The 25117-nt window shown below is 32.3% G+C and carries 20 protein-coding genes; 16 read left to right on the plus strand and 4 right to left on the minus strand.

From position 1 onward, the window contains the following. Positions 1-541 precede the first annotated feature (541 nt). The 9 genes from hemA to ACFSSE_RS10655 all read left to right on the plus strand — a co-directional run bounded on the left by hemA (position 542) and on the right by ACFSSE_RS10655 (position 9653). Positions 542-1771, plus strand: a complete 1230-nt coding sequence (hemA, locus tag ACFSSE_RS10615) for a glutamyl-tRNA reductase (protein ID WP_379045354.1) — start codon at positions 542-544, stop codon at positions 1769-1771. Positions 1772-1852: 81 nt separating this feature from the next. Continuing rightward, positions 1853-3445 (plus strand): hydroxymethylbilane synthase, encoded by a 1593-nt coding sequence (gene hemC, locus ACFSSE_RS10620; RefSeq protein WP_379045350.1) that lies wholly within the window; start codon positions 1853-1855, stop codon positions 3443-3445. Between the two features lie 71 nt (positions 3446-3516). Continuing rightward, positions 3517-4488 carry a porphobilinogen synthase gene (gene hemB / locus ACFSSE_RS10625; protein ID WP_379045347.1) on the plus strand — a complete coding sequence of 324 codons (972 nt, stop codon included), beginning with the start codon at positions 3517-3519 and terminating at the stop codon, positions 4486-4488. A gap of 41 nt (positions 4489-4529) precedes the next feature. After that, a complete protein-coding gene (gene hemL / locus ACFSSE_RS10630; RefSeq protein WP_379045344.1) occupies positions 4530-5900 on the plus strand; it encodes a glutamate-1-semialdehyde 2,1-aminomutase in 1371 nt (456 codons plus the stop codon). A gap of 2 nt (positions 5901-5902) precedes the next feature. After that, entirely contained in the window at positions 5903-6772 is an 870-nt protein-coding gene (locus ACFSSE_RS10635) for a sensor histidine kinase (RefSeq protein WP_379045341.1), read from the plus strand. 11 nt (positions 6773-6783) lie between these two features. Then, positions 6784-7491 carry a response regulator transcription factor gene (locus ACFSSE_RS10640; RefSeq protein ID WP_379045338.1) on the plus strand — a complete coding sequence of 236 codons (708 nt, stop codon included), beginning with the start codon at positions 6784-6786 and terminating at the stop codon, positions 7489-7491. 3 nt (positions 7492-7494) lie between these two features. Then, entirely contained in the window at positions 7495-8010 is a 516-nt protein-coding gene (locus ACFSSE_RS10645) for a tetratricopeptide repeat protein (RefSeq protein WP_379045335.1), read from the plus strand. Further along, on the plus strand, positions 8007-9032 hold the full coding sequence (hemE, locus tag ACFSSE_RS10650) for a uroporphyrinogen decarboxylase (RefSeq protein WP_379045332.1): 1026 nt from the start codon (positions 8007-8009) through the stop codon (positions 9030-9032). Before ACFSSE_RS10645 ends, hemE begins: the two co-directional genes overlap by 4 nt. 84 nt (positions 9033-9116) lie before the next feature. Next, positions 9117-9653: a CopD family protein gene (locus ACFSSE_RS10655; RefSeq protein ID WP_379045329.1), complete on the plus strand. Its 537-nt coding sequence runs from the start codon at positions 9117-9119 to the stop codon at positions 9651-9653. Positions 9654-9853: 200 nt separating this feature from the next. On the opposite strand, the gene ACFSSE_RS10660 is transcribed toward ACFSSE_RS10655, so the two are convergent. Further along, positions 9854-11506, minus strand: coding sequence for an SUMF1/EgtB/PvdO family nonheme iron enzyme (locus tag ACFSSE_RS10660; protein WP_379045326.1), 1653 nt, complete (start codon positions 11504-11506; stop codon positions 9854-9856). 148 nt (positions 11507-11654) lie between these two features. Here ACFSSE_RS10660 and porU point away from each other — a divergent pair, with 148 nt between their 5' ends. The 4 genes from porU (at position 11655) to egtB (ending at position 18565) form a co-directional block, all read left to right on the plus strand. After that, a complete protein-coding gene (gene porU, locus ACFSSE_RS10665; protein ID WP_379045322.1) occupies positions 11655-15494 on the plus strand; it encodes a type IX secretion system sortase PorU in 3840 nt (1279 codons plus the stop codon). A gap of 42 nt (positions 15495-15536) precedes the next feature. Then, positions 15537-16721, plus strand: a complete 1185-nt coding sequence (porV, locus tag ACFSSE_RS10670) for a type IX secretion system outer membrane channel protein PorV (protein ID WP_379045319.1) — start codon at positions 15537-15539, stop codon at positions 16719-16721. Continuing rightward, positions 16722-17204, plus strand: a complete 483-nt coding sequence (ispF, locus tag ACFSSE_RS10675) for a 2-C-methyl-D-erythritol 2,4-cyclodiphosphate synthase (RefSeq protein WP_379045316.1) — start codon at positions 16722-16724, stop codon at positions 17202-17204. It begins immediately after the preceding gene. Positions 17205-17410: 206 nt separating this feature from the next. Beyond that, positions 17411-18565 carry an ergothioneine biosynthesis protein EgtB gene (gene egtB / locus ACFSSE_RS10680; RefSeq protein ID WP_379045313.1) on the plus strand — a complete coding sequence of 385 codons (1155 nt, stop codon included), beginning with the start codon at positions 17411-17413 and terminating at the stop codon, positions 18563-18565. A 216-nt stretch (positions 18566-18781) separates the two neighbouring features. Here the strand turns inward: egtB and ACFSSE_RS10685 are convergent, their stop codons facing one another. Continuing rightward, positions 18782-19645 (minus strand): OmpA/MotB family protein, encoded by an 864-nt coding sequence (locus ACFSSE_RS10685; RefSeq protein ID WP_379045310.1) that lies wholly within the window; start codon positions 19643-19645, stop codon positions 18782-18784. Positions 19646-19842: 197 nt separating this feature from the next. Here ACFSSE_RS10685 and ACFSSE_RS10690 point away from each other — a divergent pair, with 197 nt between their 5' ends. From ACFSSE_RS10690 to ybeY, 3 genes are read left to right on the plus strand one after another with little or no spacing between them, the layout of a single operon-like run. Beyond that, positions 19843-23175, plus strand: a complete 3333-nt coding sequence (locus tag ACFSSE_RS10690; protein ID WP_379045307.1) for a hypothetical protein — start codon at positions 19843-19845, stop codon at positions 23173-23175. Next, on the plus strand, positions 23172-23603 hold the full coding sequence (locus tag ACFSSE_RS10695; RefSeq protein WP_379045304.1) for an ATP-binding protein: 432 nt from the start codon (positions 23172-23174) through the stop codon (positions 23601-23603). The genes ACFSSE_RS10690 and ACFSSE_RS10695 overlap by 4 nt, the downstream gene beginning before the upstream one ends. After that, positions 23603-24037, plus strand: coding sequence for an rRNA maturation RNase YbeY (ybeY, locus tag ACFSSE_RS10700; protein ID WP_379045301.1), 435 nt, complete (start codon positions 23603-23605; stop codon positions 24035-24037). The genes ACFSSE_RS10695 and ybeY overlap by 1 nt, the downstream gene beginning before the upstream one ends. Here the strand turns inward: ybeY and ACFSSE_RS10705 are convergent. Continuing rightward, a complete protein-coding gene (locus tag ACFSSE_RS10705) occupies positions 24034-24729 on the minus strand; it encodes a peptidoglycan DD-metalloendopeptidase family protein (protein ID WP_379045298.1) in 696 nt (231 codons plus the stop codon). The genes ybeY and ACFSSE_RS10705 overlap by 4 nt on opposite strands. Then, positions 24730-25098, minus strand: a complete 369-nt coding sequence (gene rbfA, locus ACFSSE_RS10710) for a 30S ribosome-binding factor RbfA (RefSeq protein WP_379045295.1) — start codon at positions 25096-25098, stop codon at positions 24730-24732. Positions 25099-25117 lie beyond the last annotated feature (19 nt).

Consider the following 25117-nt stretch of genomic DNA (forward strand, 5'->3'; position numbering starts at 1 on the left):
TATAAATCTAATTAATGCTACTCAAAAAACAATAATCTGACAATAAAAAACCTCTAATAAACTATTGCAATTCCAAATTGACGATATGGACTTTACACAACAACAACAACAACAACAACAACAACAACAACAAATTTCAGCAATCTTTGACGATGTAGAATCGGAAGGAACGGCTATCAAGAATTATTAAGAATGACTTTTGAGGCTACTATGTGCTCCGAGCGAAAAGAGTTTAAAGAAGTTAACTCGTATATAGGCAACGGTAACTGTAGGAGCGGGCTGCTTCCTTTAAAATACTTACTCTCTGCGCTATCGTAAATTGTTTTTTTATTGTCCTCATTAGGTTTAGAGTTAAACCTTTGTCAGTATTCTGTCTAGTGATTTAGTGGTCTTGAACAAAAAATATGATTAAAATCATTGTAAATGATTTTAATCATAAAACACTTATTTATATTTCTTCTAAATTGGTTCAATTGACAAATGATTGACATAATCTATTAGTTGCAAGGTTACTTTTGTAACGGTTTAAAATTATTCATTTTTGAAGTATTTAAAGGTTATAGCGTTTACACACAAACAGATTGATTTGAAAGAATTAGGTTGTTTGGTGTTATGTAATGAGGCTATTGAAGAGCGACTTCATTTTGTGAAATCTAAATTTGATATTCCTGAAATTTTTTATTTAGCAACTTGTAATAGGGTTGAATTTGTATTTACTGCGGAACAGCATTTAGATAGAAAATTTGTAAGATCTTTTTTATCAACTTTACATGGTGAGCATTTGCTAACAGAGCAATTAGAATTAGTAGTTGAGAAGGCTTTGATTTTTGATAAAGAGGACGCATTGAATCATTTAATGCGTGTTTCTAGCTCTTTAGAAAGTTTAGTAGTTGGTGAGAAGGAAATATTAGCCCAAGTTAGGAAAGCTTACGAAGGTTGTAGAATTAAAGGTTTTACTGGTGATTATTTAAGATTGGTAATGGAGCGGGTTGTTAAAACAGCAAAAGAAGTTTATACTTATACCAATATTTCTAAACATCCAATTTCTATTGTTTCTTTGGCTTACAGGAGATTGCGAGATTTAAAAGTATGTTCCAATTCTCAGGTATTAATTATTGGAGCAGGAGAAACAAATCAGAATATTGCAAAGTATTTGAAAAAGCATACTTATACTAATTTTTCTGTTTTTAATAGAACTTTAAGCAAAGCGCAAGCATTAGCTAAAGATTTAGGAGGTGAGGCCTTTGAATTACACGAATTGCAATCATTTAAAAAAGGTTTTGATGTTATTATAACTTGCACAAGCGCTACAGATCCTATTATAACTGAAGAATTATATACTAAATTGCTTAATGGTGATAACTCACCAAAAACAATTGTTGATTTAGCTATTCCGAATGATACAGCCGCTGAGGTATTGGTTAATCATAAAGTTCAATACATTGAAGTAGAATCTTTAAAAGAAACTGCTGAAAAGAATTTACAAGAGCGCTATCAAGAGTTAATTAGTGGCGAGGCGATTATTGAGCAAAACATTAAAGAGTTTAGGCCGATATTAAAACAAAGAAGAGTGGAACTAGCAATGAGTGAAGTTCCACAAAAAATAAAGGAGATAAAAAGCAGGGCATTAAATGCTGTTTTTGTTGACGAGATAAATGGTTTGGATGAAAATTCTAGATTGGTATTGGAAAAAGTGATGAATTATATGGAGAAAAAATACATCAGTGTTCCGATGGTAATGGCCAAAGATATTTTGGTAAACAACGACTAAATCATCTCGCTTTATCAAAATAATTAAATATTTTGGCATCTGTTTCTTAATCCTATTTTTGCATTTTAATAGCATTGTATTTTGGATAGAATAATAACTATAGGAACAAGAGGAAGTGACCTTGCTTTATGGCAAGCTAATCATATAAAAGATAAATTAGCTAAGATTAATATTAAAACTGAGTTAAAAATAATTAAAACTCAGGGTGACAATATTTTAAATCTTAGATTAGACAAATTAGAAGGAAAAGGTTTTTTTACTAAAGAGCTTGAAGAACATTTGTTAGAAAAATCTATAGATTTAGCCGTACATTCTCATAAAGATTTACCCACTGTTAATCCCCCTGGATTAATAATAGCTGCAGTTTCTGAAAGAGAAAACCCGTCTGAGATTATTTTAATTTTAAAGGATTGTGTTGATAGTTCAAAAAAACTTTCCGTAAAACATAATGGAACCGTTGGCACATCATCTAACCGTAGGCAATCTCAATTATTAGCTGTACGTCCTGATTTGGAGTTTGAAAACTTACGTGGAAACGTGAACACTAGAATTCAAAAGTTAAGAGATGAAAATTATGATGCTATAATTATGGCTAGAGCTGGAATGAGTAGATTGAAATTAGACTTGTCTGAATTCTATATCGAAGAAATTGAACCTACAGCAGAATTAGTTCCTGCGCCTTCTCAAGGTGTCTTGGCAATTCAAATTAGAGAAGAAGACAAAGAATTATTTGATATTTTGCAGTTGATTAATGATGCTGACGTTGCCGAGCAAATTGCTGTAGAGCGTAAAGTATTAAACCTTTTTGATGGTGGCTGCCACATGCCTTTAGGGTGCTATTGCAAAAAAGACGAAGAAAGTGTTTTTCATGTTTGGACTACAAAATCTATTGATCAGGACGAATTTCCAGATAGGTTATACATTACTTCTAAAACAACTGAGGATTTAGCAGAAAAGATATTATCAAAATTTGATATTGCAAATAGAAAGCTACCTAAAAAAGTTTTTATATCAAGAGAATTAAGTGAGCATAGTTATTTCAGAAGATCTTTAGATAAGCATGAGATTGAGGTTGAAGCTCGTTCCTTAATCAGAACAGTTCCAACTATTCATAAAATAGATCCTTATATCTTTAAACATGTAGATTGGATTTTCTTTAGTAGTAAAAACGGTATTGAGTATTTTTTCAGTTTGATGCCTCTTTTATCGAAAGAGATTAAATTTGGTGTAGTAGGCAGAGGTTCTGAAGAAGCTTTACGCCAATTAGGAAGGACTGTTTCATTTGTTGGAGAAAGCAGCGACACTCAAGAAATTGCAGAGGAATTTGCAGCAATAGCAAATGGACAGACTATTTTATTTCCGTCCGCTAAAGACTCTTTACGTACCATTCAAAACGGACTTTCTGCAGAAACTAAAATCATAGATTTAACCATTTACGAAACTATTTTAGAAGAAAATGTAAATGAAAGCTTTGCTGATGTTTTGGTTTTTACCAGTCCATCTAATGTGGATGCTTATTTTGCAGATAATTTGCTATCCCCTGGACAACAGATTGTGGCGATTGGAAAATCGACTGGTAAAAAGTTTGAAGAAATGGGAGTAGATTATATTTTACCAGCTTCACCTGATGAGATTGGATTAGCTGAGGTGGTTTTTGGGATAGATGTAAATTAGTATTGAGTAGAGTGTATTGAGTATTGAGACTGATTGAATAGTATAAAGCTCAAGACCAAAAAATTATAAAAATGTTAAACAGACCAAGAAGAAATAGAATATCGCAGGTGATTAGAGACATGGTGCAGGAGAATCATCTTCATGCTTCTGACTTTATTTTTCCATTATTTATAATCGATGGAAATCAGAAAAAAACCGAAGTGGCATCTATGCCAGGTATTTTTAGGTATTCTATTGATAATTTATTACATGAAGTAGAAAGTTGTTTAAAGTTAGGTTTAAAATCTTTTGATCTCTTTCCAAATTTGGAAGAATCTTTAAAAGATAAAACCGCTTCTGAAAGTTTAAATGAAAATGGGCTATATTTAAGAGCTATTAAAGAAGTTAAAGCTCGTTTTCCAGAAGTTTGTGTGGTTACAGATGTAGCTATGGATCCTTACAGTTCTGATGGACATGATGGATTGGTAGAAAATGGACAAATCATCAACGATAAAACATTGAAAATATTAGCCAATATGGCTGTGGCTCAGGCTCAAGCTGGAGCAGATATTATTGCACCATCAGATATGATGGATGGTAGGGTGCAGTACATACGAGAAGCTTTAGATGGTAATGGGTTTTCTGATGTTTCTATTATGTCTTATACAGCAAAATATGCAAGTGCATTTTATGGCCCATTTAGGGATGCCTTAAACTCGGCACCTAAATTTGGGGATAAAAAAACTTATCAAATGAACCCTGCAAATCAGCGTGAAGCTTTAATAGAGGCTACTTTAGATACACAAGAAGGAGCCGATTTTTTAATGATAAAACCTGCTTTAGCCTATTTAGATGTGATTAAATTATTAAAAGATAATTTTGATTTACCTATTGCGGCTTACAATGTTAGTGGCGAGTATGCAATGATTAAAGCAGCCTCACAAAATGGTTGGTTAAATGAAGAAAGAGCCACAGTTGAAACACTAATGGGAATAAAAAGAGCTGGTGCTCATGTGATTTTGACCTATCATGCTAAAGAAGTTTTAAAAAATAACTGGATTTAATATGCTTTCGGCTTTAAGCCTTAAGTTTTACGCTCAATAATATGTTTGATTCTATAAAAAATATCTTCAATTCAAATGATGAACCCAATTTGGTTTATGGTGAAAAACCAGACATCGTAAGAGAAAAATCTGCTGAATTGTATGAAAAAGCTAAACAATATTTTCCAGGAGGAGTAAACTCTCCGGTTAGAGCTTTCAAATCTGTTTTCGGTACGCCATTATTTATTGAAAAAGGAGATGGTTGTCGCTTATGGGATGCAGATGGAAACGAATTTATAGATTTCTGCTGTTCTTGGGGGCCACTAATTTTAGGGCATAACCATCCGAAAATTAGAGAAAAAGTGATAGAGGTGATGCAAAACGGAATGTCATTTGGCGCACCTACCTCTTTAGAAACTGAATTGGCAGAGCTGATTGTCAAAAATAATCAATTTTTAGAAAAAATAAGATTTACAAGCTCTGGCACAGAAGCAGTAATGTCGGCAATTAGATTAGCAAGAGGCGCTACTAAAAGAGACAAAATCATCAAGTTTGAAGGTTGTTATCACGGACACAGTGACTCGCTTTTAGTAAAAGCAGGTTCGGGGTTAGTTACATTTGGAGAAACTTCTTCAGCAGGTATTCCAAAAGCTTTTGCTGATGATACAATTGTAGTTTCATTGAACGATAAAAACGCTTTAAAAGAAGCTTTTAGTCAGTTTAAAGATCAAATTGCTTGTGTAATTATAGAACCAGTACCAGCAAATAATGGTTTATTATTACAGGATAAAGATTATTTAGAGTATGTACGTTCAATTTGTACAGAAAACGGCGCATTATTAATTTTTGACGAAGTGATTTCTGGCTTTAGAGTAGGTTTTGAAGGTGCTGCTGGTTATTATCAAATTCAACCAGATATCATTACTTACGGGAAAATAATTGGTGGTGGTTTGCCCGTGGGAGCTTACGGGGGATCTTCAGAAATCATGTCAAACATTTCTCCGGAAGGAAGTGTTTACCAAGCTGGTACTTTATCAGGCAATCCTGTGGCTATGGCGGCAGGAATTGCACAATTAACTGAATTGGCTAAATCTGGTTTCTATAAAGAATTAAATAACAAAACAGAAGAGTTCACCGCATCTATTCAGCGTTACGCAGCTTCAAAAAATTATAAATTTAAGGTTTTCACTATTGGGTCTATATTTTGGTTTGCTTTTACTGATATGGAAAAAGTTCAAACTTCGGAGGCTATTGACCCAGCAAGTATGGATAAATTTAAATCAATGCACCGCGAATTACTAAACAGAGGTATTTATTTTGGACCTTCTGGTTATGAAGTAGGGTTTATTTCTGCTGCACATAGTAAAATGGATTTAGAGAAAGCAAAAAGAGCTATATTTGATTGTTTAGACATTGTTTTTAAGAATAAATAAATATGTCTTTTAAACCCATAACCATATTTTACGCATTAGCTTTTTATGTTTTTGCCCAACTTTTTTGGTGGGCAACTTTGCTTGTAGAGTTAGAACCTGCTAGAAGAGGAATGGTGATGGGCGAGGGATTTGTTTTCTTATCTTTAATGACATTTGGTATTTATAAACTACATCAAGCAATAAACAAAGAGAAAAAAATTAGTTCGCAACAAAAAAACTTTCTTTTATCTGTTACTCACGAGTTAAAATCGCCTTTGGCATCTATAAAGCTCTATTTACAAACCATTAATAAAAGAGAATTAGATAAGGAACAACAACGTAGTTTTATTACAAAATGTTTATTGGATGTTGAACGTTTAGACGATTTGGTAGAAAATATGTTGCTGGCAACTAAAATTGAGAATAAATCTTATAGTTTTCCTAAACAAGAGTTAAATTTATCTGAAATGGTAGAAAAAATTGTAGCTCGCTTGCAAATACATGTTTGTAGCAAAGAAGCAATTGTTACCTCCATAGATCCTAATATTTACATTACTGGAGATCATTTTTCGATGGCATCAGTAATTACTAATTTGATTGAAAATGCTGTTAAATATTCTCCAGACTGTATGCCTGTTCATATAGGTTTACATCGTAAAGAAAACGGTATAGTGTGCTTTAATGTAACAGATTTTGGAATAGGAATTCCGGATATTGAAAAGCCAAAAATCTTTAATAAATTTTACCGAGTAGGAAGTGAGGATACGCGTAAAACAAGAGGGACTGGTTTGGGTTTATTTATTGTAAAACAAGTACTTGATCATCATCAAGCGCAAATTAAAGTTAAGAATAACCAACCAAAAGGAACGGTTTTTGAAGTTTCTTTTAATTAAATAAAAAGAACATGTCAGTAAAACAAAGAATATTATTGATGGAAGATGAAGAGCATCTTCTTGAGGCCATTAAATTAAACCTTGAATTAGAGGGTTATTTTGTAAGAGCCGTTACCGATGGTAAAAAAGCACTTAAAGTTTATAAGGAAGAAAAATTTAATCTTATTATCTTGGACGTAATGGTTCCAGAAATTGATGGTTTTCAGGTTGCAGAAACTATTCGTTTAGAAAACAGTGAAGTACCTATTATGTTTTTAACTGCTAAAAACACTTCAGAAGATAGAATTACAGGTTTAAAAAAAGGTGCAGATGACTATTTGACAAAGCCTTTTAATTTAGAAGAATTAATTCTTAGGGTTCATAACCTAATAAAAAGAAGTATGAAAGGAGATGATTTAAAAGAAATCAACTCTTATAAAATTGGAGATAAAACTATTTATTTTAATTCTTTTGAGTTGAAAAACGATGATGGAACTATAACTCCTTTAACAAAAAAAGAAACTATGCTTTTAAAGCTTTTAATTGAGCGTAAAGATGAAGCAGTTTCGAGAGAACAAATTTTAGAAACGGTTTGGAATTATGATGTTTATCCATCAACCCGTACCATTGATAATTTTATTTTGACGTTTAGGAAGTATTTCGAGCCAGATCAAAAAAATCCAATTTACTTTCATTCTATACGAGGGGTAGGTTATAAATTTACCGACGGGCATTCATAATTTATGTTTACTAACAAGGCGAGAATTGCTGTTTCATGTTTGTTATTTTTGGTAGCTGCTTTTGCAGCCTATTTAAAAGTTTATGAAATTGCAGCTCTTGCTTTAATGTTTATTGCCTTAGTAATTTGGGGTTATTTTAAAGAGGGCCCAATTATTTTAGCCGCAAAGCAGCATAAACTTAAAAATTACCAAAAAGCCAAAGAACTACTTTTAAGCATTAAAAGACCTGCTTTGCTAAATAAAAGACGCAAGCCTTATTATGAATTTATGTTGGGTTGTATTGCTGTACATCAATTAGATTTTGGTAACGCAGAGTATCATTTAGGTAAAGCAGCAGTTTTAGGTTTAAGAGCTAATGATTTAGGCGTAGCATTGATGCATTTGGCAAATATTAGTTTACGTAATAAAGATAAAGAAAAAGGGTTGGAGTGGATTAGACAATCCGAAAAACTACCGTTAACTGCTAAGTACAAAAGCATTTTAAATAATATTGAAAAAGAAATACAAAAAATTAGATGAACAATTCCTTATTTATAAAATCAGCATTTTCAGAACAAACAGAACGTCCGCCAGTTTGGATGATGCGCCAAGCAGGTAGGTTTATGCCCCAATATTGGGAAATCAAAAACAAATATTCTTTTTTGGAGATGTGTAAAACTCCAGAAATTGCGGCTGATGTAACCATGTTACCTGTAGATTTATTAGGAATTGATGCAGCTATTTTATTTTGCGATATTTTAGTAACAGGTGAGGCCATGGGAGGAGATTTAAGTTTTACCCAAGGTATAGGGCCAAAATTTGCTAACCCAATAAGAAACGCACAAGACATTGACAATTTACGTGTTGATGTAATGGGCGAATTGCAATATGTTGCCGATGCCATTAAAGTTATTCAACAACGTTTAAATGGTTCTATTCCATTAATTGGTTTCGCGGGAGCGCCATTTACAGTGATGAGTTATTTAATTGAAGGTGGGTCCTCAAAAGATTTTAAACTAACCAAACTTTTCATCCACAATCACCCAGATTTAGCGCATAAACTATTAAGCAAAATAGCTGCCGTTACTGCCGATTATTTGAATCTTCAAATTGCTGCTGGTGTTAATGCAGTTCAATTGTTTGATAGTTGGGCTTTGGCTTTATGTTGGGATGATTACAAAGAATTTTCTCATAATTATAACGCAGAAATCATTTCAAAATTAAACAGAAAAGATGTTCCGGTAATTTCTTTTTGTAAAGGAAGCTCAGTTTTTGCACCATTAATGGCAGAAGCCAAACCTGATGTAATTTCAATTGATTGGAATGCTGATTTGAAAGATATTAAACAACGTTTCTCATCAAATTTAGCGGTTCAGGGGAATTTAGATCCTCATATTTTATATGCAGAAAAGCATGTGATTAAAGATAGAATTCATCGTTTATTTGAGCGTATGCGTGGTGAAAATGGTTTTATATTTAATTTAGGACATGGTATAATGCCTGATATTCCTTTTGATAATGTGAAATATGCTATAGATGTAGTTAAAGAATTTAGGTATTAGTGGCCTCATCCTAAATCCTTCTCCGAAGGAGAAGGACTTTGACTTGCTAATTTTTTACTTTGCACTTTTAACTTTTCATTTAAAATGTATAAATATGTACTCGCCGTTCATATCATATTTGTAGTAAGCTGGATGGCAGGCTTATTTTACATTGTGCGTTTATTTATTTATCATACGGAGGCTAATCAGAAGCCAGAGGTAGAAAAAGAAATTCTCCAAAAACAGTTTCAAATTATGGAAACCAAGCTTTGGAATATCATTACCACACCAGCTATGGTTTTATCCGTTGCTGCGGGTGTTACCATGCTATATTTAAATCCATATTTAATTCAGGCGGATTGGATGCTGGTTAAATTAGGGTTTGTAGCAGGTCTGTTAGTTTATCATTTTATTTGTCAAAGAATTATTAATCAACTTAAGGTTGGTAAATTTATAATGACAAGCACTCAACTTCGATTATGGAATGAATTAGCTACAATATTTTTAGTAGCTATCGTATTCACAGTTATCCTTAAAAATGCTGTAGATTGGATTTATGGATTGATTGGTCTTATTGTTTTTTCTGCTGTAATTATGTTAGCTGTTAAAGCCTATAAAAATTCGAGAGAGAAAAAGAAATAGGAAGCTCTAAATATTAATAAATATTTGGAATTGATTAGGCTACTAATAAAAACTACCTTAATATGATTCTAAAAATAAGAATCGCCCTTAAATCAACATTGGAATATTAATTGGTAAAGCGCTACAAATAATAAAAAAAAACACCACAAAAAAAGGCTAAACCATAATGGTTTAGCCTTTTTTAAAATCTTTTTTAAATATTATTTACCTCTAAATCCAACTCTTGATTTTGGTTGTTTAAATTGAGGGGTACTCTTTTTATTTATTTGTGGATCACCAACACTACTCATTGCACATCTAAAACCAATTTCAGAACTTGCTTCGCCTTGGTCTAAATATCTTCTAGTACCTGGATTTAACCAATATGCTCTATCATTCCAAGAACCACCTTTATAAACTTTAGAACGGTCATTCACTAAAGTAATTTTACCGTATAAGTCCAAGTTTTGTTGATCTAAAGCACCTCTTTGATCTGCACTAAAAGTTGGTTTTAACATAGGCATTTTAGTAGTATCTATAGCGTCTGGTGTTGAAGGACTTAATTCTGTTACATTACCATACTTACTAGCTTGAGCGGCATAAGAATCTTTTTTACCAGATGTAGCGTTAACTTTAATAGGTACATTACTTTTACCTAAGGTTTCAATTTTACCGTTAGTATCGTATTGGTTATTTTCAAAATCGTTACCTCTAAATGGGCTAAAATCTTCTACTTTATCAAAAGACATTTGGCGGTATGTATCTAAAACCCATTCGCTCACGTTACCAGCCATATTATATAATCCAAAATCATTTGGCATGTAAGCATTTACAGGAGCTGTAATATCTGCACCATCATTTAAATAACCAGCAACCCCCATATTGTCTCCGGCACCTCTTTTAAAGTTGGCATATATTAAACCTCTTGTATTTTTATTTGCAGATCTAATTCCTAAACCATCCCATGGATATATTTTGCTATTATTAACAATATTATTGTTTGCAGTTCCAATTAAAGCTAAAGCAGCATATTCCCATTCTGCTTCAGTTGGTAATCTATATCTACCAGGTGTAAATACTCCATCCTCAATTTTAGCAAATCTTTGCTCTGCACCAGCTTTTTTTCCTCCTGCGGCAGGGGCATTCCCTGTTGGGTTTAATACTTTTGGAGCACCTTTTCCTTTATCATCATACTGGCCATTTAAATACATGTCTAAATTAAACGGATCAGTACTTACTTTTGCAGCACCAGCTTTTGGAGCACCTTTACCGGTAACACCACTTTTAGCAGCTGAATATGACTTCCAATCACTTAAAACACCTTTATTCCTTAATAAATTTTCGTTAACAACGTTAGTTCTCCAATCAGAATAGGCTACTGCTTGTTCCCAAGTAACACCAACAACTGGGTAATCTTGGTAAGCAGGATGTCTTAAGTAGTTATTTACGTAAGGTTCATTATAAGCTAAAGGGCTTCTCCAAACCAAAGTATCTGGTAAAGCTTCGTAATACCATCTTGGGTCTTGTGGAACTTCTCTTATCCAGTTTAAATATTCTAACCAATCAACGTTAGCTACTTCTGTTTCATCCATGTAAAATGTTGCAACAGTAACTCGTCTTTTTGGTGCAGCGTAATCAAATCCAATATCATCAATATTTGAACCACCCATCACGAAAGTACCACCTTCAATGTGTACTAAGCCTGGGCCTGGTGTTGGTTTAACTTTATTAGATACTTGAAGAGAGCCTGGTCTTTTAGCATTATATGCCGCTCCAGTTTTTTTAGAACCAGAACTACCAGATTTTTTGCAAGAAGATATCACCATAGTTAGGGCGACAAATGCAGCAAGTACAGGTAAAATAATTTTTCTCATGTGCTTTATTGTGTTTCCAAAGCTAAAAATAAAAAATTATGATTAATCACATTTGATTAATTAAAATTACACTAAGCTTCAATAATTTTATATATTCAAACGTTTAAAACTAACTAATAGTTACAATAAAGATAAATAAAATTTTATTTTGAAAAGCACTGTATATAAGCTAATTATCATAGTTAATGTTTTTTTTATCCATTTAGCTTCTGTTTTCGCACAAAATCAGCCAGAAAAATATATTATTAACTGGGCATCTGATAGTGTTTTGAGCAATAAAATTAAAAAAAACTCTAACACCAATTACTTTCCAAGATACCAACCTTCCCAATTTGCAGATTTTCCAATGGTTTATCTCAAAATCCCAGTAAGTAGTAAAAAAAACAGGGTTAGTGTTGTATTAAATGAAACCTCAGCGGCCATAATTGATAAAAATTATTCTCAATTATCAGTAATAAAAAATGATGTTCAGATAAATTACCATACAGTTTTAGAGAAAAAGCAGGCCTATTTATTGGTTAGTTTTCTGCCAATCGTTAAAAATACTGATGGAAGTTTTTCTAAAATAGATAGTTATAGCCTTTTAATTAATGCCTTAAGAGAAGATGCAAACATAAGTTTTTCAGCTAATACTTATAAGAATACCTCTATTTTGGCTTCTGGAAATTGGTTTAAAATAGCTGTTAAAAATGAGGGAATTTATAAGTTAAATAGCGATTTTTTTAGAAAAATGGGTATTGATGTAAATTTAATTAACCCCAAAAACATTAGAGTTTATGGTAATGGAGGTTACCTTCTGCCGCAAAGTAATAGTGCGGTAAGAGTAGATGATTTACAAGAAAATGCTATAGAAGTTTTTGGTGAAGCAGATGGTAAATTTGATAATACTGATTATGTGTTGTTTTATGCCCCAGGCAACACAAAGTGGGAATTAAAAAACAATCAATATTTTGAGCATAAGCAAAACTTTTATACTGATAGTTCTTACTATTTTATTAATGTTGATTTGGGTTTGGGTAAAAGAATTATTCAAAATTCCAGAATTACGCAAACTCCAAATTATACAAGCAACAGCTTCAATAATTATCAGTTGTACGAGCAAGATTTATATACTTTAATTACTTCTAGTATGAAATCGGGAAGAAATTGGTATGGCGAGGACTTTGAGTTTAACAGCAATAGAAATTTCGATTTCAATGTTTCGGGGTTGCAAAGTACAGCGCCATTTTATGTTAAAACCAACATGGCTATTAGGGCAAATGTAGTTTCAAATGCTACTGTTAAAGTTAATAATCAAAATTTGTATAATTTAACTTCAACAGCGGTGCCTCAAAATTTTGAAACAGATTTTGCAAAACCAATAAGTAGTATTTATAATATAACAGGAATAGTTGGAAATACTGCAACTGTAAATATAACTTATAATAAGCCTAACTCTACCGCAAATGCTTGGTTAGATTATATTGAGATTAATTGCAAGAGAGCATTTACAGATTTTAATGGTTATTTAAGGTTTAGAGATTTAGATGGTTTTGCACCGAATAACATCAGTCTTTTTAATTTAAATGTACTAACTACAGATGCTAAAGTTTGGGATATTACAGATTTTTATAATCCTAAAAATGACGTTTTAAATTTTAACGGCAACAGTGCTAATTTTGTTGCCAACACGCCAACTTTAAAAGAATATGTGGCTTTCAATCAAGTTGGCACTAAGGAACCAACATTTGTAGGTAAAATTCAAAATCAGAATTTGCATGCTTTGCCTCAAGCAGATTTTTTAATTGTTACCGCAGCACAGTTTTTTAATGAGGCTAAAAGATTGGCAGATTACAGAAAAGCAACACAAGGAATCAGCTACAATTTAGTAACAACAGAACAAGTTTTTAACGAATTTTCATCAGGTGGAAGAGATGCAACTGCAATTAGAGATTTTGTAAAAATGTTTTATGATAGGGCAGGAGTTAATACGGCATTAATGCCAAAATATTTACTGCTATTTGGGAAAGGTTCTTTTGATAATAGAATGCTAAAATTCAAAGAAAATAACTTTGTGGTTACTTATCAGTCAGAAAATTCACTATCACCTACACAAAGCTATACCTCTGATGATTATTTTGCATTGTTAGATGATAGTGAAGGTGCTTTTCCAGAAGATTTTGTTACTAACCCAGGTTTGTTAGATATTGCCGTTGGGCGTATTCCGGCAAAAACAATTACGGAAGCTAAAAATGTTGTTGATAAATTGATTGATTATGAGAAAGCTGGCAGTTTTGCAGATTGGCGTAACCAAATAACTATTGTTGCGGATGATGAGGATAATAATTTGCATTTAAATCAAGCGGAAGCAAATGCAAATTTAATAATGCAAAACTCGCCAAATCAAAATATTGATAAAATTTATTTTGACGCTTACCAGCAAGAAAACGCAGCCGGGGGTACAACTTACCCAAAAGCGAAAGAGGCGCTAAATCAAAAAATAAATTCAGGTACTTTTTTAGTTAATTACACAGGGCATGGAGGCGAAAGTGGTTGGGCACAAGAAAGGGTATTAACATTAAACGATATACATGAATGGCGAAATCCAGATAAATTAGCCATAATATTTACAGCAACTTGTTCTTTTAGCCGTTGGGACGATCCGGAAACCGTATCAGGAGGAGAGCTTTCTCTTATCAATAAAAGCAATGGAGTGCCGTCAATATTTAGTACCACTCGTATTGTATTTGCATCCTATAATTTTGATCTGAACCAGAGCTTTTTGAGGGCACTTTTTAACCCGGCAAACAGTACAAAAAAAGTTAGCTTTGGACAAATATTTTTGCAGGCTAAAAACAATAATGTTGGGGGTTTAAATATTAATTCAAGAAACTTTACGCTATTAGGAGACCCAACGGCATTGTTTCCAATTCCTATAAATAAAGTGATAACAACCACTTTGCCAGATACTTTGAAGGCAGGGCAAAAAGTAACTATAAAAGGATTTGTTGGAGATGAGAATGGTCAAATTAGATCTCAATTTAACGGGGTTGTTTATCCTACAATATTTGATAAACCATCAAAAATAAGCACATTAGGGCAAGATAATCAAGTTAATGGGAGCTTTGTTCAGGCGTTTGAGCTTCAAAAAAATATTTTATATAAAGGTAAAGCAACAGTTTCTGATGGCAGTTTTAGTTTCGAGTTTATAGTACCTAGGGATATTAATTTACAAGTTGGTAAAGGTAAAATTAGTTATTACGCTAATAATAATGTTTTAGAAGCAAGCGGAGCAAATTCAACTATAAATATTGGTGGTTTAGCTGCTAATGCAGATAATGATAAGCAAGGACCAACCATTCAGACTTTTTTAAATGATGAAAATTTTGTTTCGGGGGGAATTACAAACGCAAATCCAATATTACTAGTTAATTTGAATGATTTAAGTGGAATTAATACTACCGGTATTGGAATAGGACATGATATTGTTGCTACTTTAAGTGGCGTTGACATGAATGATAGAAGTATTATATTAAACGAATTCTATCAAGCAAATTTAGATTCTTACCAAAGTGGAGTGGTTAAATATCAATTTAATGGTTTAACCGCAGGGCTATATACCTTAAAAGTAAAAGCATGGGATGTTTTTAATAACTCGGCAGAACAAATTATAACTTTTGAGGTTAAAGAAACAGCTGCATTAGAATTGGCTCATGTTTTAAATTACCCAAATCCGTTTACAACACGTACAAGTTTTCAGTTTGAACATAATTATCCAAACCAAGATTTAGAGGTTCAAATTAATATAAGAACCATTACTGGGCGTTTAGTTAAAACCATCAATCAAACTATAAATACTGCAGGTAATAGGGTAAATAATATATTTTGGGATGCAAAAGACGATTTTGGAGAAAAAATTGCCAGAGGTATATACATTTATGAACTGAAAGTACGTTCTACAACCGGCGGTATTACTGCTAAAAAAACTGAAAAACTATTAATACTTTAACGTTAATATTTAAAATTCACATAATAATTTTAGTTTTACAATATGAAAATAAAGCTTTACTTGTATTTTGTTGCGATTACGTTTGTAGGAATAAACGTTCAAAAGGCTAGAGCCCAAGGTACAACACCAGATGGGAGAGACGGAAGACAAGGGAATACCATTACAACAGCGGTTCCTTTTTTATTGATTAACCCTGATGCAAGATCTGGTGCAATGGGTGAAGTTGGAGGTGCTATTTCACCAGATGTTAATGCCACACATTTTAATCCGGCTAAATTAGCGTTTGTTAAAGATCCTTACGGCTTTGGTTTATCATATAGTCCTTGGTTGCAAAGGTTAGTGCCTGATATTAATTTAGCTTACTTAAACGGGTTTTATCGTATAGATGATAGAAATGTACTTGGTTCATCTCTACGTTATTTTTCTTTAGGAAATATACAATTTGTTGATGTTAACCAAGTTGCACAAGGTGAAGCAAATCCAAATGAATTAGCATTTGATGTTTCTTACGCTCGTACTTTTGGTGAAAATTTCTCATTAGGTACGGCCATTAGATATATCTATTCTAACCTAACCGCAGGGCAAACATTTAGCGACCAGCAAACGCAACCAGGTACAGCGTTTGCTGCTGATGTTTCTGCATTTTATACAAAAGACGGAGAATTATTTGGAAAAAAAGCCACCAATTCTTTTGGTTTAGATATTTCTAATATAGGCACTAAAATGAGCTATTCTGATGGCGGTCCTAGATATTTTTTACCAACAAATTTAAGAATTGGAGGTTCATCAACCATTCATGCAGATGATTATAACGATTTCTCTTTTTCTTTAGACCTTAATAAACTTTTAGTGCCTACAGACCCAATAAGAGACATTGATGGAACAATTATAGCGGGTAAAGATCCAAACAGATCTGTGCCAGCAGGTATTTTTGGTTCGTTTTCTGATGCGCCAGGCGGTAGTAAAGAAGAACTTCAAGAGGTTAGCATTTCAACTGGTTTAGAATATTGGTACAACCAACAATTTGCAATTAGAGCCGGTTATTTTTATGAAAACCCTAATAAAGGAAACAGACAATACATAACATTGGGCTTAGGCTTAAAATATAATATTGTAAACTTAGATTTCTCTTATATACTAGCCAACCAGCAAACATCTCCTTTAGCAAATACACTTAGATTTTCTTTGTTGTTTAATTTTGCTGATGCTTCTAAAGTAGTAAGATAAATGAAAATTAAAGTCGGTTTCGGGTTTGATGTTCATCAGTTAAAAGCTGGGCATCCTTTTATTTTAGGCGGAGTGCATTTAGATCATCATAAAGGTGCATTTGGGCATTCGGATGCTGATGTTTTGGTTCATGCAATTTGTGATGCCTTATTAGGAGCAGCAAATTTAGGAGATATTGGGCATCATTTTAAAAATACAGATGAGCAGTGGCGAGGAATTAGTAGTTTAATACTTTTAAAAGAGTGCGTTAAAATGCTAAAAGAAAAAGGCTTTTCTATTAATAATATAGATGCGATGCTTTGTTTGGAAGCTCCAAAAATTAATCCACATGTGCCTGCAATGAAAAAGCATATTGCTTTAGCTATGAATATTGATGAAGAAGACATATCTATTAAAGCTACTACAAATGAAACTATGGGTTTTATAGGCAGAGAAGAAGGCGTTGTGGCTTATGCCGTTTGTTTAATTCAGAAAGAAAGATAATTTTTTACACAAATATTTTCAGAGCCTTGTTATTTTAAAATAATGAGGCTTTTTGGCTTAATATTGGTTGCGTTAGGTGGGCGGTTAAGGCTTTGGAAAAGCCTGTTCTTTTTTATGATTTTTCTTCATAAAAAAAACCGAAGCGTAGCGAAGTACAAAGTACACCGACCATTAGGTAACGCTCATAAAGCAACAAATTTGATAAAATGAACTTATTAGAAAAGTACCTTACCACAAGAAAACTTACAGAAAATATTTGTCAGCCTTTACAAACAGAGGATTATGTTGTGCAACCCATTGAAGACGTAAGTCCGCCTAAATGGCATTTAGGGCATACTACCTGGTTTTTTGAAACTTTTATTTTACAAGCTAATTTTAACTTGTATAAAGATTTTGATCCAAATTATAATTATGTTTTTAATAGCTACTATGAAACCGTTGGGGCAAGGGTTATACGTACAGATAGAGGCAATTTGAGTCGCCCAACTGTAATGGACGTTTATAAATATAGAGCTTATGTTGACGAGGCGATGGTTAAGTTTTTAGCCTGTGAGCCAAGTGAAGAGGTAAGCAATTTACTGCAATTGGGTATAAACCATGAGCAACAGCACCAAGAATTATTATGGTATGATATAAAGTATATTTTGGGTCATAATCCGCTTTTTCCTGCTTATGCTGATGAAAACATAGAAAGTGAATTAAAAATAAATGTTTTAAACAATGAATTTTCTTGCATAAAAGCAGGTGTTTATGAAATTGGTTATAACGGTGATGATTTTTGTTTCGATAATGAGTTAGGTAGGCATAAGGTTTACATTAATGATTTTGAAATTTCAAACTCTTTGGTTACCAATAAAGATTATTTGACTTTTATTGAGGCTAATGGTTACCAAAATTTTAAATATTGGCATGCAGAAGCTTGGGATTGGGTAAACAAACAACAAATTAAAGCTCCTTTGTACTGGCATTTGGAAAACGGAGAATGGTTTAGGTATGGATTATCAGGCTTAAAACCAATTAATTTGGACGAACCTGTTTGCCATTTAAGTTTTTACGAGGCTGCAGCTTTTGCATCTTTTATGGGTATGCGTTTGCCTACAGAATTTGAATGGGAAGTTGCTGCTAGCAATTTTGAATGGGGCAAGTTATGGGAATGGACAGAAAGTGCTTACTTGCCTTACCCAGGTTTTGAAAAAGCACCCGGAGCTATTGGAGAGTATAACGGAAAGTTTATGGTAAATCAAAAAGTATTACGTGGTGCTTCATTAGCAACATCGCCAGCACATGGTAGGCCAACATACCGCAATTTTTTTCATCCGCATTTAAGGTGGATGTATAGTGGACTAAGATTAGTGAAATAACCTTAAACTTTATAGCGTGTTAATATTAGCATAACAAAGCTAACTTACCTTTGTTGAATATATAAACAAGCATAATTTGTTTCATATAAATTGTTTAGGTTTAGTTAAGAATGAGCTATTGTAATGATAGCTCATTTTTTTTGCGATTTTTAACGAAAAAAAAGGACCAAAATCTGAGTTTTGATCCTTATATTAAATTTGTTATTTCTTAATTTATTATTTTTTTGGAGTTTCTAACAATTTAAAGAACTGATCTAATTGTGGTAAAATCACAATTCGTGTTCTTCTGTTAGCAGCTTTTCCATCAGCATTATCATTAGAACTTACAGGTACAAATTCACCACGACCAGCAGCAGTCATTTTTGCAGCAGGTATGTTGTATTGGTTTTGTAAAATCCTAACAACAGATGTTGCTCTTTTAACACTTAAGTCCCAATTATCTGTAATTGCACCGCTTGATTTATAAGGAACATTATCTGTATGCCCTTCTACCATAAACTCAATATCTGGTTGGTTTAATAATACTTTGGCAACTTTACCTAGAACTGTTTTAGCGCCATCGTTAACATCATAACTTCCGCTTTTAAATAAAAGTTTATCAGAAATATCTATGTAAACAACACCTTTATCAACCTTAATATTGATGTCTTTATCATCCATATTACCAATAGCACCCTTTAAATTCATAACCAAAGCCATGTTTAAAGAATCTTTTCTAGCTATGGCCGATTGTAAATTCATGATGTAATTGTCTTTAGCGCCAATATTTTCTAAAGATTTATTGATGCTTTCAGCTTGTTTTCCTGTAATTACAGAAAGATCTTTTAACTGACCAACCATTTGATTATTGTTGGTTTTGATATTAGAAAGTTGTTCATTAAGGTTTTTAATACGCATTTCATAATCAGCACTACTGCTTTTACTTGCGTTTTCACAAGCCATTAACTGATTTTGTAAATCTCTGTAAAGACTGTCTAATCTTACGTTTTCTGCTTGAGCTTCTCTTAATTTTCTTGGTGCCGAACAGGATGCCATAAATAACGCAATTCCTGCAAAGGCAAGTAATAATTTAATTTTCATGATGCTTATAATTTAATTAGTCAAAATTTTATTGAATTAAGCAATAATAGTGCAATCAAATAAATTGCCTGATAGAGCTAAGTTTAACAGATTTACAGTGTCCTTTTTTAGAGACTATTCTTCAAATTGTTTAAATAACTATTTTAAATTATAGGTTTGGGCAATAGCAAACAGTTTCTTATGTTTAAGCTTTATATATGAGCTCCGTTTATAATCAATTAATACACAAAATAGATGATTTTATAAGGAAGTACTACCTAAACAAAGTAGTGCGTGGGCTAATTTGGTGGACAGCTATTTTTTTGCTGAGCTATTTATTCATTATCGTATCTGAATATTATAGTTACTTCAATATTACTACAAGAAGTATTCTTTTTTATAGTTTCATTATATCTCAAGTTATTTTATGCTGGTTTTTAATTATTAGGCATTTAATAGGGTATTTTAAATTAGGGATAATCATCAATCATCAACAGGCTTCCTCAATTATTGGCAGCCATTTTCCAGATGTTAAAGATAAATTGCTGAATACTTTACAATTAAAACAGTTAGCAAATGAAAATCCCGCTCAGCAAGCTTTAATTGAAGCAAGTATTAATCAAAGAATTGCTAGTTTAAAACCCATTCCTTTTGTTGCGGCAGTAAATATAGCTGCAAATAAAAAATATATTAGTTATGCTTTAGTTCCAGTTGTTATATTGGTTTTAATTGCATTTACAGCTCCATCAATATTAAAAGATGGAACAGATAGAATAATAAATCACCAAGTTTATTATAAAAAGAAAGCTCCATTTGTATTTAAAGTACTCAACAAAAATTTAATTGCAAACCAAGGAGATGATTTTACATTAGAAGTTAAATTAGAAGGCAATGAAATACCTGATGATTTATATATAGAAGATGGTGTGAATACATTTAAACTCGATAAAAAAGACATCATTAACTTTAGTTACCAGTTTAAAAATTTACAACAAACTAAAAGCTTTAGGTTAATAGGTAACGAATTTTACTCGGACGAATATGCTGTGCAAGTAAAAAAGAAACCTCTACTATTAAGTTATCAAGTAAGTTTAATATATCCTTCTTATTTGGCTAAAAGTAAAGAAATAATCCAAAACCCTGGAGATTTAACCCTTCCAGCTGGTACAATTGCGCAGTTTACATTTAAAACCCAATTTGTTAATGAGGTTGCTTTGGCAATAAATGAAAACCTAATAATTGCTAAAAACCAAAAAAATGAAAGTTTTTTTACACAGGATAAAATTTTAAAAGGCGGTAAATATAATATTATATTAAGCAATCAAGAATCTTTAACAAAAGACTCTTTAAGCTACCAAATAAATGTAATTGTAGATGAATATCCAAAAATAGAAGTGGTACAAAAAGCAGATTCTGCAAACTCAAATGCGCTATACTTTATAGGCAATAGCAGTGATGATTATGGCTTAACAGCTTTAAATTTTCACTATCAGATATTAAAATCTGAGGATAAAAGCAGAGAAGGAAAAGCTTTTAAATTACCAGTAAACTTTAATAAAGGCGCTACAAAAAGTAATTTTTTGTATTTATGGCCAATTAAAGAACTCGGCATTAAAGCAGGTGAAGAGGTGCAATATTATTTTGATGTTGCAGATAATGACAGGGTAAATGGCTCAAAACACACAAAATCTGTTAAGTTGGTTTATAAGCTTGATTCTAAAAAAGAACAAGTTGAAAAAATTGAAGAGCAAACTGTTGCCATAGAAAAGAAAATGGAACAAGCTATTAAAAAGGCCGAAAAGATACAGCGGGAAACTAAAAAACTAAATCAAGATTTAATAGAACAAAAAACTTTAGGCTACGAGCAGAAAAAACAAATAGAGCAGTTAACTACAGAACAGAAAGCTTTAGAAAAACTAATTAAAGACATACAAAAAGAAGGAAAACAAAACTTAGAGCAATCAAAAGATTTAGAGAATCAAAACAAAGAGTTGTTAGAAAAGCAAAAGCAAATTCAAGATTTGTTTGACAATGTTTTGGACAAAAAGACCAAAGATTTATTAGAAAACCTGCAAAAAATGGTTGACAAAAACCAGAAGGAGTTAAGTCAAGAACAATTGCAAAAAATGCAAATGGATAATAAATCTTTACAAAAAGAGCTAGACCGAATATTAGAACTTTACAAGAAATTAGCTTTAGAGCAAAAATTAAATAACACTATTGACCAGTTAGAAGAGTTAGCACAAAAACAGGAGAAGTTGGGTGAAAACAATGCTAACATACCAAAGGATGAGCTTAAAAAAGAACAAGAGAAGCTTACTAAAGATTTTAATGATATTAAAAAAGATTTAAAAGAGCTTGAACAGAAGAATGAATCATTAGAAAAGCCTACGGATTTTAAAAACCCCGAAGAAGACCAAAAAAATATAGATAAGGACTTAAATGATGCGGATAAAAGCTTAGAAGATAACAAAAAGCAAAAGGCAGCTCAATCACAAAAAAGTGCTGCTCAAAAAATGCAGAATTTGGCTAAGAAAATGAAAGAGGCTCAGCAAGGTGGGCAGCAAGATGAAAATCAAGTAAATGAGCAAGAGTTAAGAATGATTTTGAAAAATTTACTTAAATCTTCTTTTGACCAAGAAAAAGTGTTGTTAGATTTGAAAAACACCAACCAAGACAGTCCTAGTTTTGTGAAACTTGGGCAAAAGCAAAGAGAAATTAAAGATAATTTAAAAATGGTTGAAGATAGTTTGTACAGTTTAAGCAAAAAAGTGCCTCAAATACAATCAACAGTAAATAAAGAAATACAAACTATTAATCAACAGATTAATAGTTCATTAGAACAAATTACAGAATTAAAAATTGCTGAAGCCAATAGAAGCCAGCAGTATGCGTTAACTTCTATAAATAATTTGGCTTTAATGTTGAGTGAGGCATTACAACAGTTGCAAAATGCGATGAAGAATGCAAAACCTGGAGGTAAAGGAGGTAAACCTAAGCCAGGTTTATCAGAACTTACAGAAATGCAGCAGCAATTAAATAAAAATATGCAAAAGGCAAAAGACCAAATGCAACAACAAGGCATAATGCCAGGGCAAAAAGGGTCTAAAGAGTTTTCTGAAAGTTTGGCTAAAATGGCGCAACAACAGCAAATGATAAGGCAAGCTTTACAAGAAGTTAACAATACTTTAAACAAAGATGGTACGGGTGGTTTGGGTAATTTGGAAAAAATAATTAAACAAATGGAACAAACTGAAACGGAACTCGTAAACAGACGTATCACTCAGGAAGCAATAAATAGGCAGCAAGAAATACAAACAAGAATGCTTGAAGCTGATAAAGCAGAACGAGAGCGAGAACAAGACAATAAAAGAGAAAGTAAAGCAGCTAAGGAGTTTTATCCAAATTATAACTTAATTTTGGAAGAGTATCAAAAACAAAAAGCGAAAGAGCTGCAACAAATAAAGACAGTATCACCAAATTTGAATTATTTTTATAAATCAAAAATTAGTGAGTACTTTAATCAATTAAATTTGGGAGGGCAAAAATGAACAATTTGACAGAAACTATTATGGATAACGGATTATATTCTTTACAACTTCCTTCTAACAGTGAAAGCGTTGCAGTTTTAGAAAACTTTGTTGATGATTTGGTAGCACAGCTAGAAATTGGCGAAGACGTTTATGCAAACTTAATGACTTGCTTAAACGAAGCTATTACAAATGCCATTTACCATGGTAATAAGCAAGATCCTACTAAAAAAGTGTATGTTAATTTAGAAGTTATTTTAAATAAGCGCTTGGTATTTACTATAGCGGATGAAGGAGATGGATTTGATTTTACGCAGATACCAGACCCTACAGATTTAGAAAACTTAGAAAAATTGACTGGTCGTGGTGTTTATATTATGAAAAGACTAGCTGATCAATGTATTTTTAATACAAAAGGAAATGAGGTTGAATTGCATTTTAAATATTAATGAGTAGTAACGTATCTATTTTTTTTTTTAGTGAACAAACAACATATAAACCCAAACAAATTAAAGCATTAAAAAATTGGGTTTTAAGTGTTATAAATGCTGAAAATTTTCAACTACAAGAACTAAATTTTATTTTTTGTTCTGATGATTACCTTTTAAAAATAAATAGGGAATACTTAAAACACGATACCTATACAGATACCATCACTTTTGATAACTCAGAAAATAAGGAAAACGTTTTTGGGGATGTTTTTATAAGTGTTGATAGAGTTAGAGAAAATGCAAAGCTATTTAAAAATTCTTTAGCAGACGAGTTACACAGAGTGATGGTGCATAGCACACTCCATTTGTTAGGTTATAAGGATAAGAGTGCAAAAGATAAAACCTTAATGACCGATAAAGAAAATGAGTATTTAGCCATCAGAAACTTCTAAAACCTAAGCAGCAAATTAGCGTCTGGTATTTTATTAGCCCACAATTCTTTCTCAGAAAATTTACCAACTCCTGGATAATCGCCTTGTTTCCCATCCATTGTTGTCATTAATTGAAAATGGAGATGCGGAGGCCAATGTCCGTTTTCATCTGGAACGCCAAAATCGCAGAAATGAGTTCCTTTTTTTATTTCTTTGCCTTTGTTTAAACCTGCTAAACTTTGTAAGCTTAAATGCCCGTATAAGCTGTAAAATTTATACTCATCTAACTCATGTTCTAAGATTATAGTAGCTCCATAATCTCCAAAATTGTTATTATTTGCAAAGCTGTGTATTTTAGCATCCATAAAAGAATACACAGGTGTTAAAGCATTGCCCCAAATATCAACACCTAAATGTAGTCGTCTGGGTTCTCCTTCTTCACCATCAAAGTGTTTACTCCGGGCATAAACCGTACGATGCTCTAAATAACCACCAACTCCAAACTTTGCATTATTTGCAAGAAGAGCGGCATTTATATATTCGCAAAAAAGGTGGGTATTATTAATTATTTCGGCTGTAAGCGATGTATTTTGAGCAGTAAAATCTAAATTTAAAACACTTTCATACTTTTTATCAAAATCAACAATTGATGCAAAAGTATGATTGTGTTTTATCAAAAGCTTATTAATAATTGAGGCATTTGTTATGCTCATTTATTCAGTTTTAGTTTCGTCGTCTTTTTGAATGCGAGTAAAAATTTTATCTATCCTGTCCACATACTCATTGGTGTCATCTAAAAAAAACTCTAATTGAGGAATGCCCCTAACATTATCTTTTATGCGTTTACCTAAATTGTATCTAATTTCAGATGTGTGTGACCTTATGGTTCCTATAGCTTCATCAGGGTTAGGAGCATTAAAAAAACTTAAATAAACCCTTACAATTCCTAAATCTGGTGTTGCCCTTACTTTGGTTACAGTTATCATAGCATTAGGCAAAAACGTATTTCCATCTCTCTGAAAAAGCTCTCCTAAATCCTTCTGTATCACTCTCGAAAATTTTTGCTGTCTTTTTGATTCCATTGTTTTAAAGTATAAGGTT

Source organism: Pedobacter alpinus (assembly GCF_042684645.1).
In the GTDB taxonomy this organism is placed as follows: Bacteria; Bacteroidota; Bacteroidia; order Sphingobacteriales; family Sphingobacteriaceae; genus Pseudopedobacter; species Pseudopedobacter alpinus.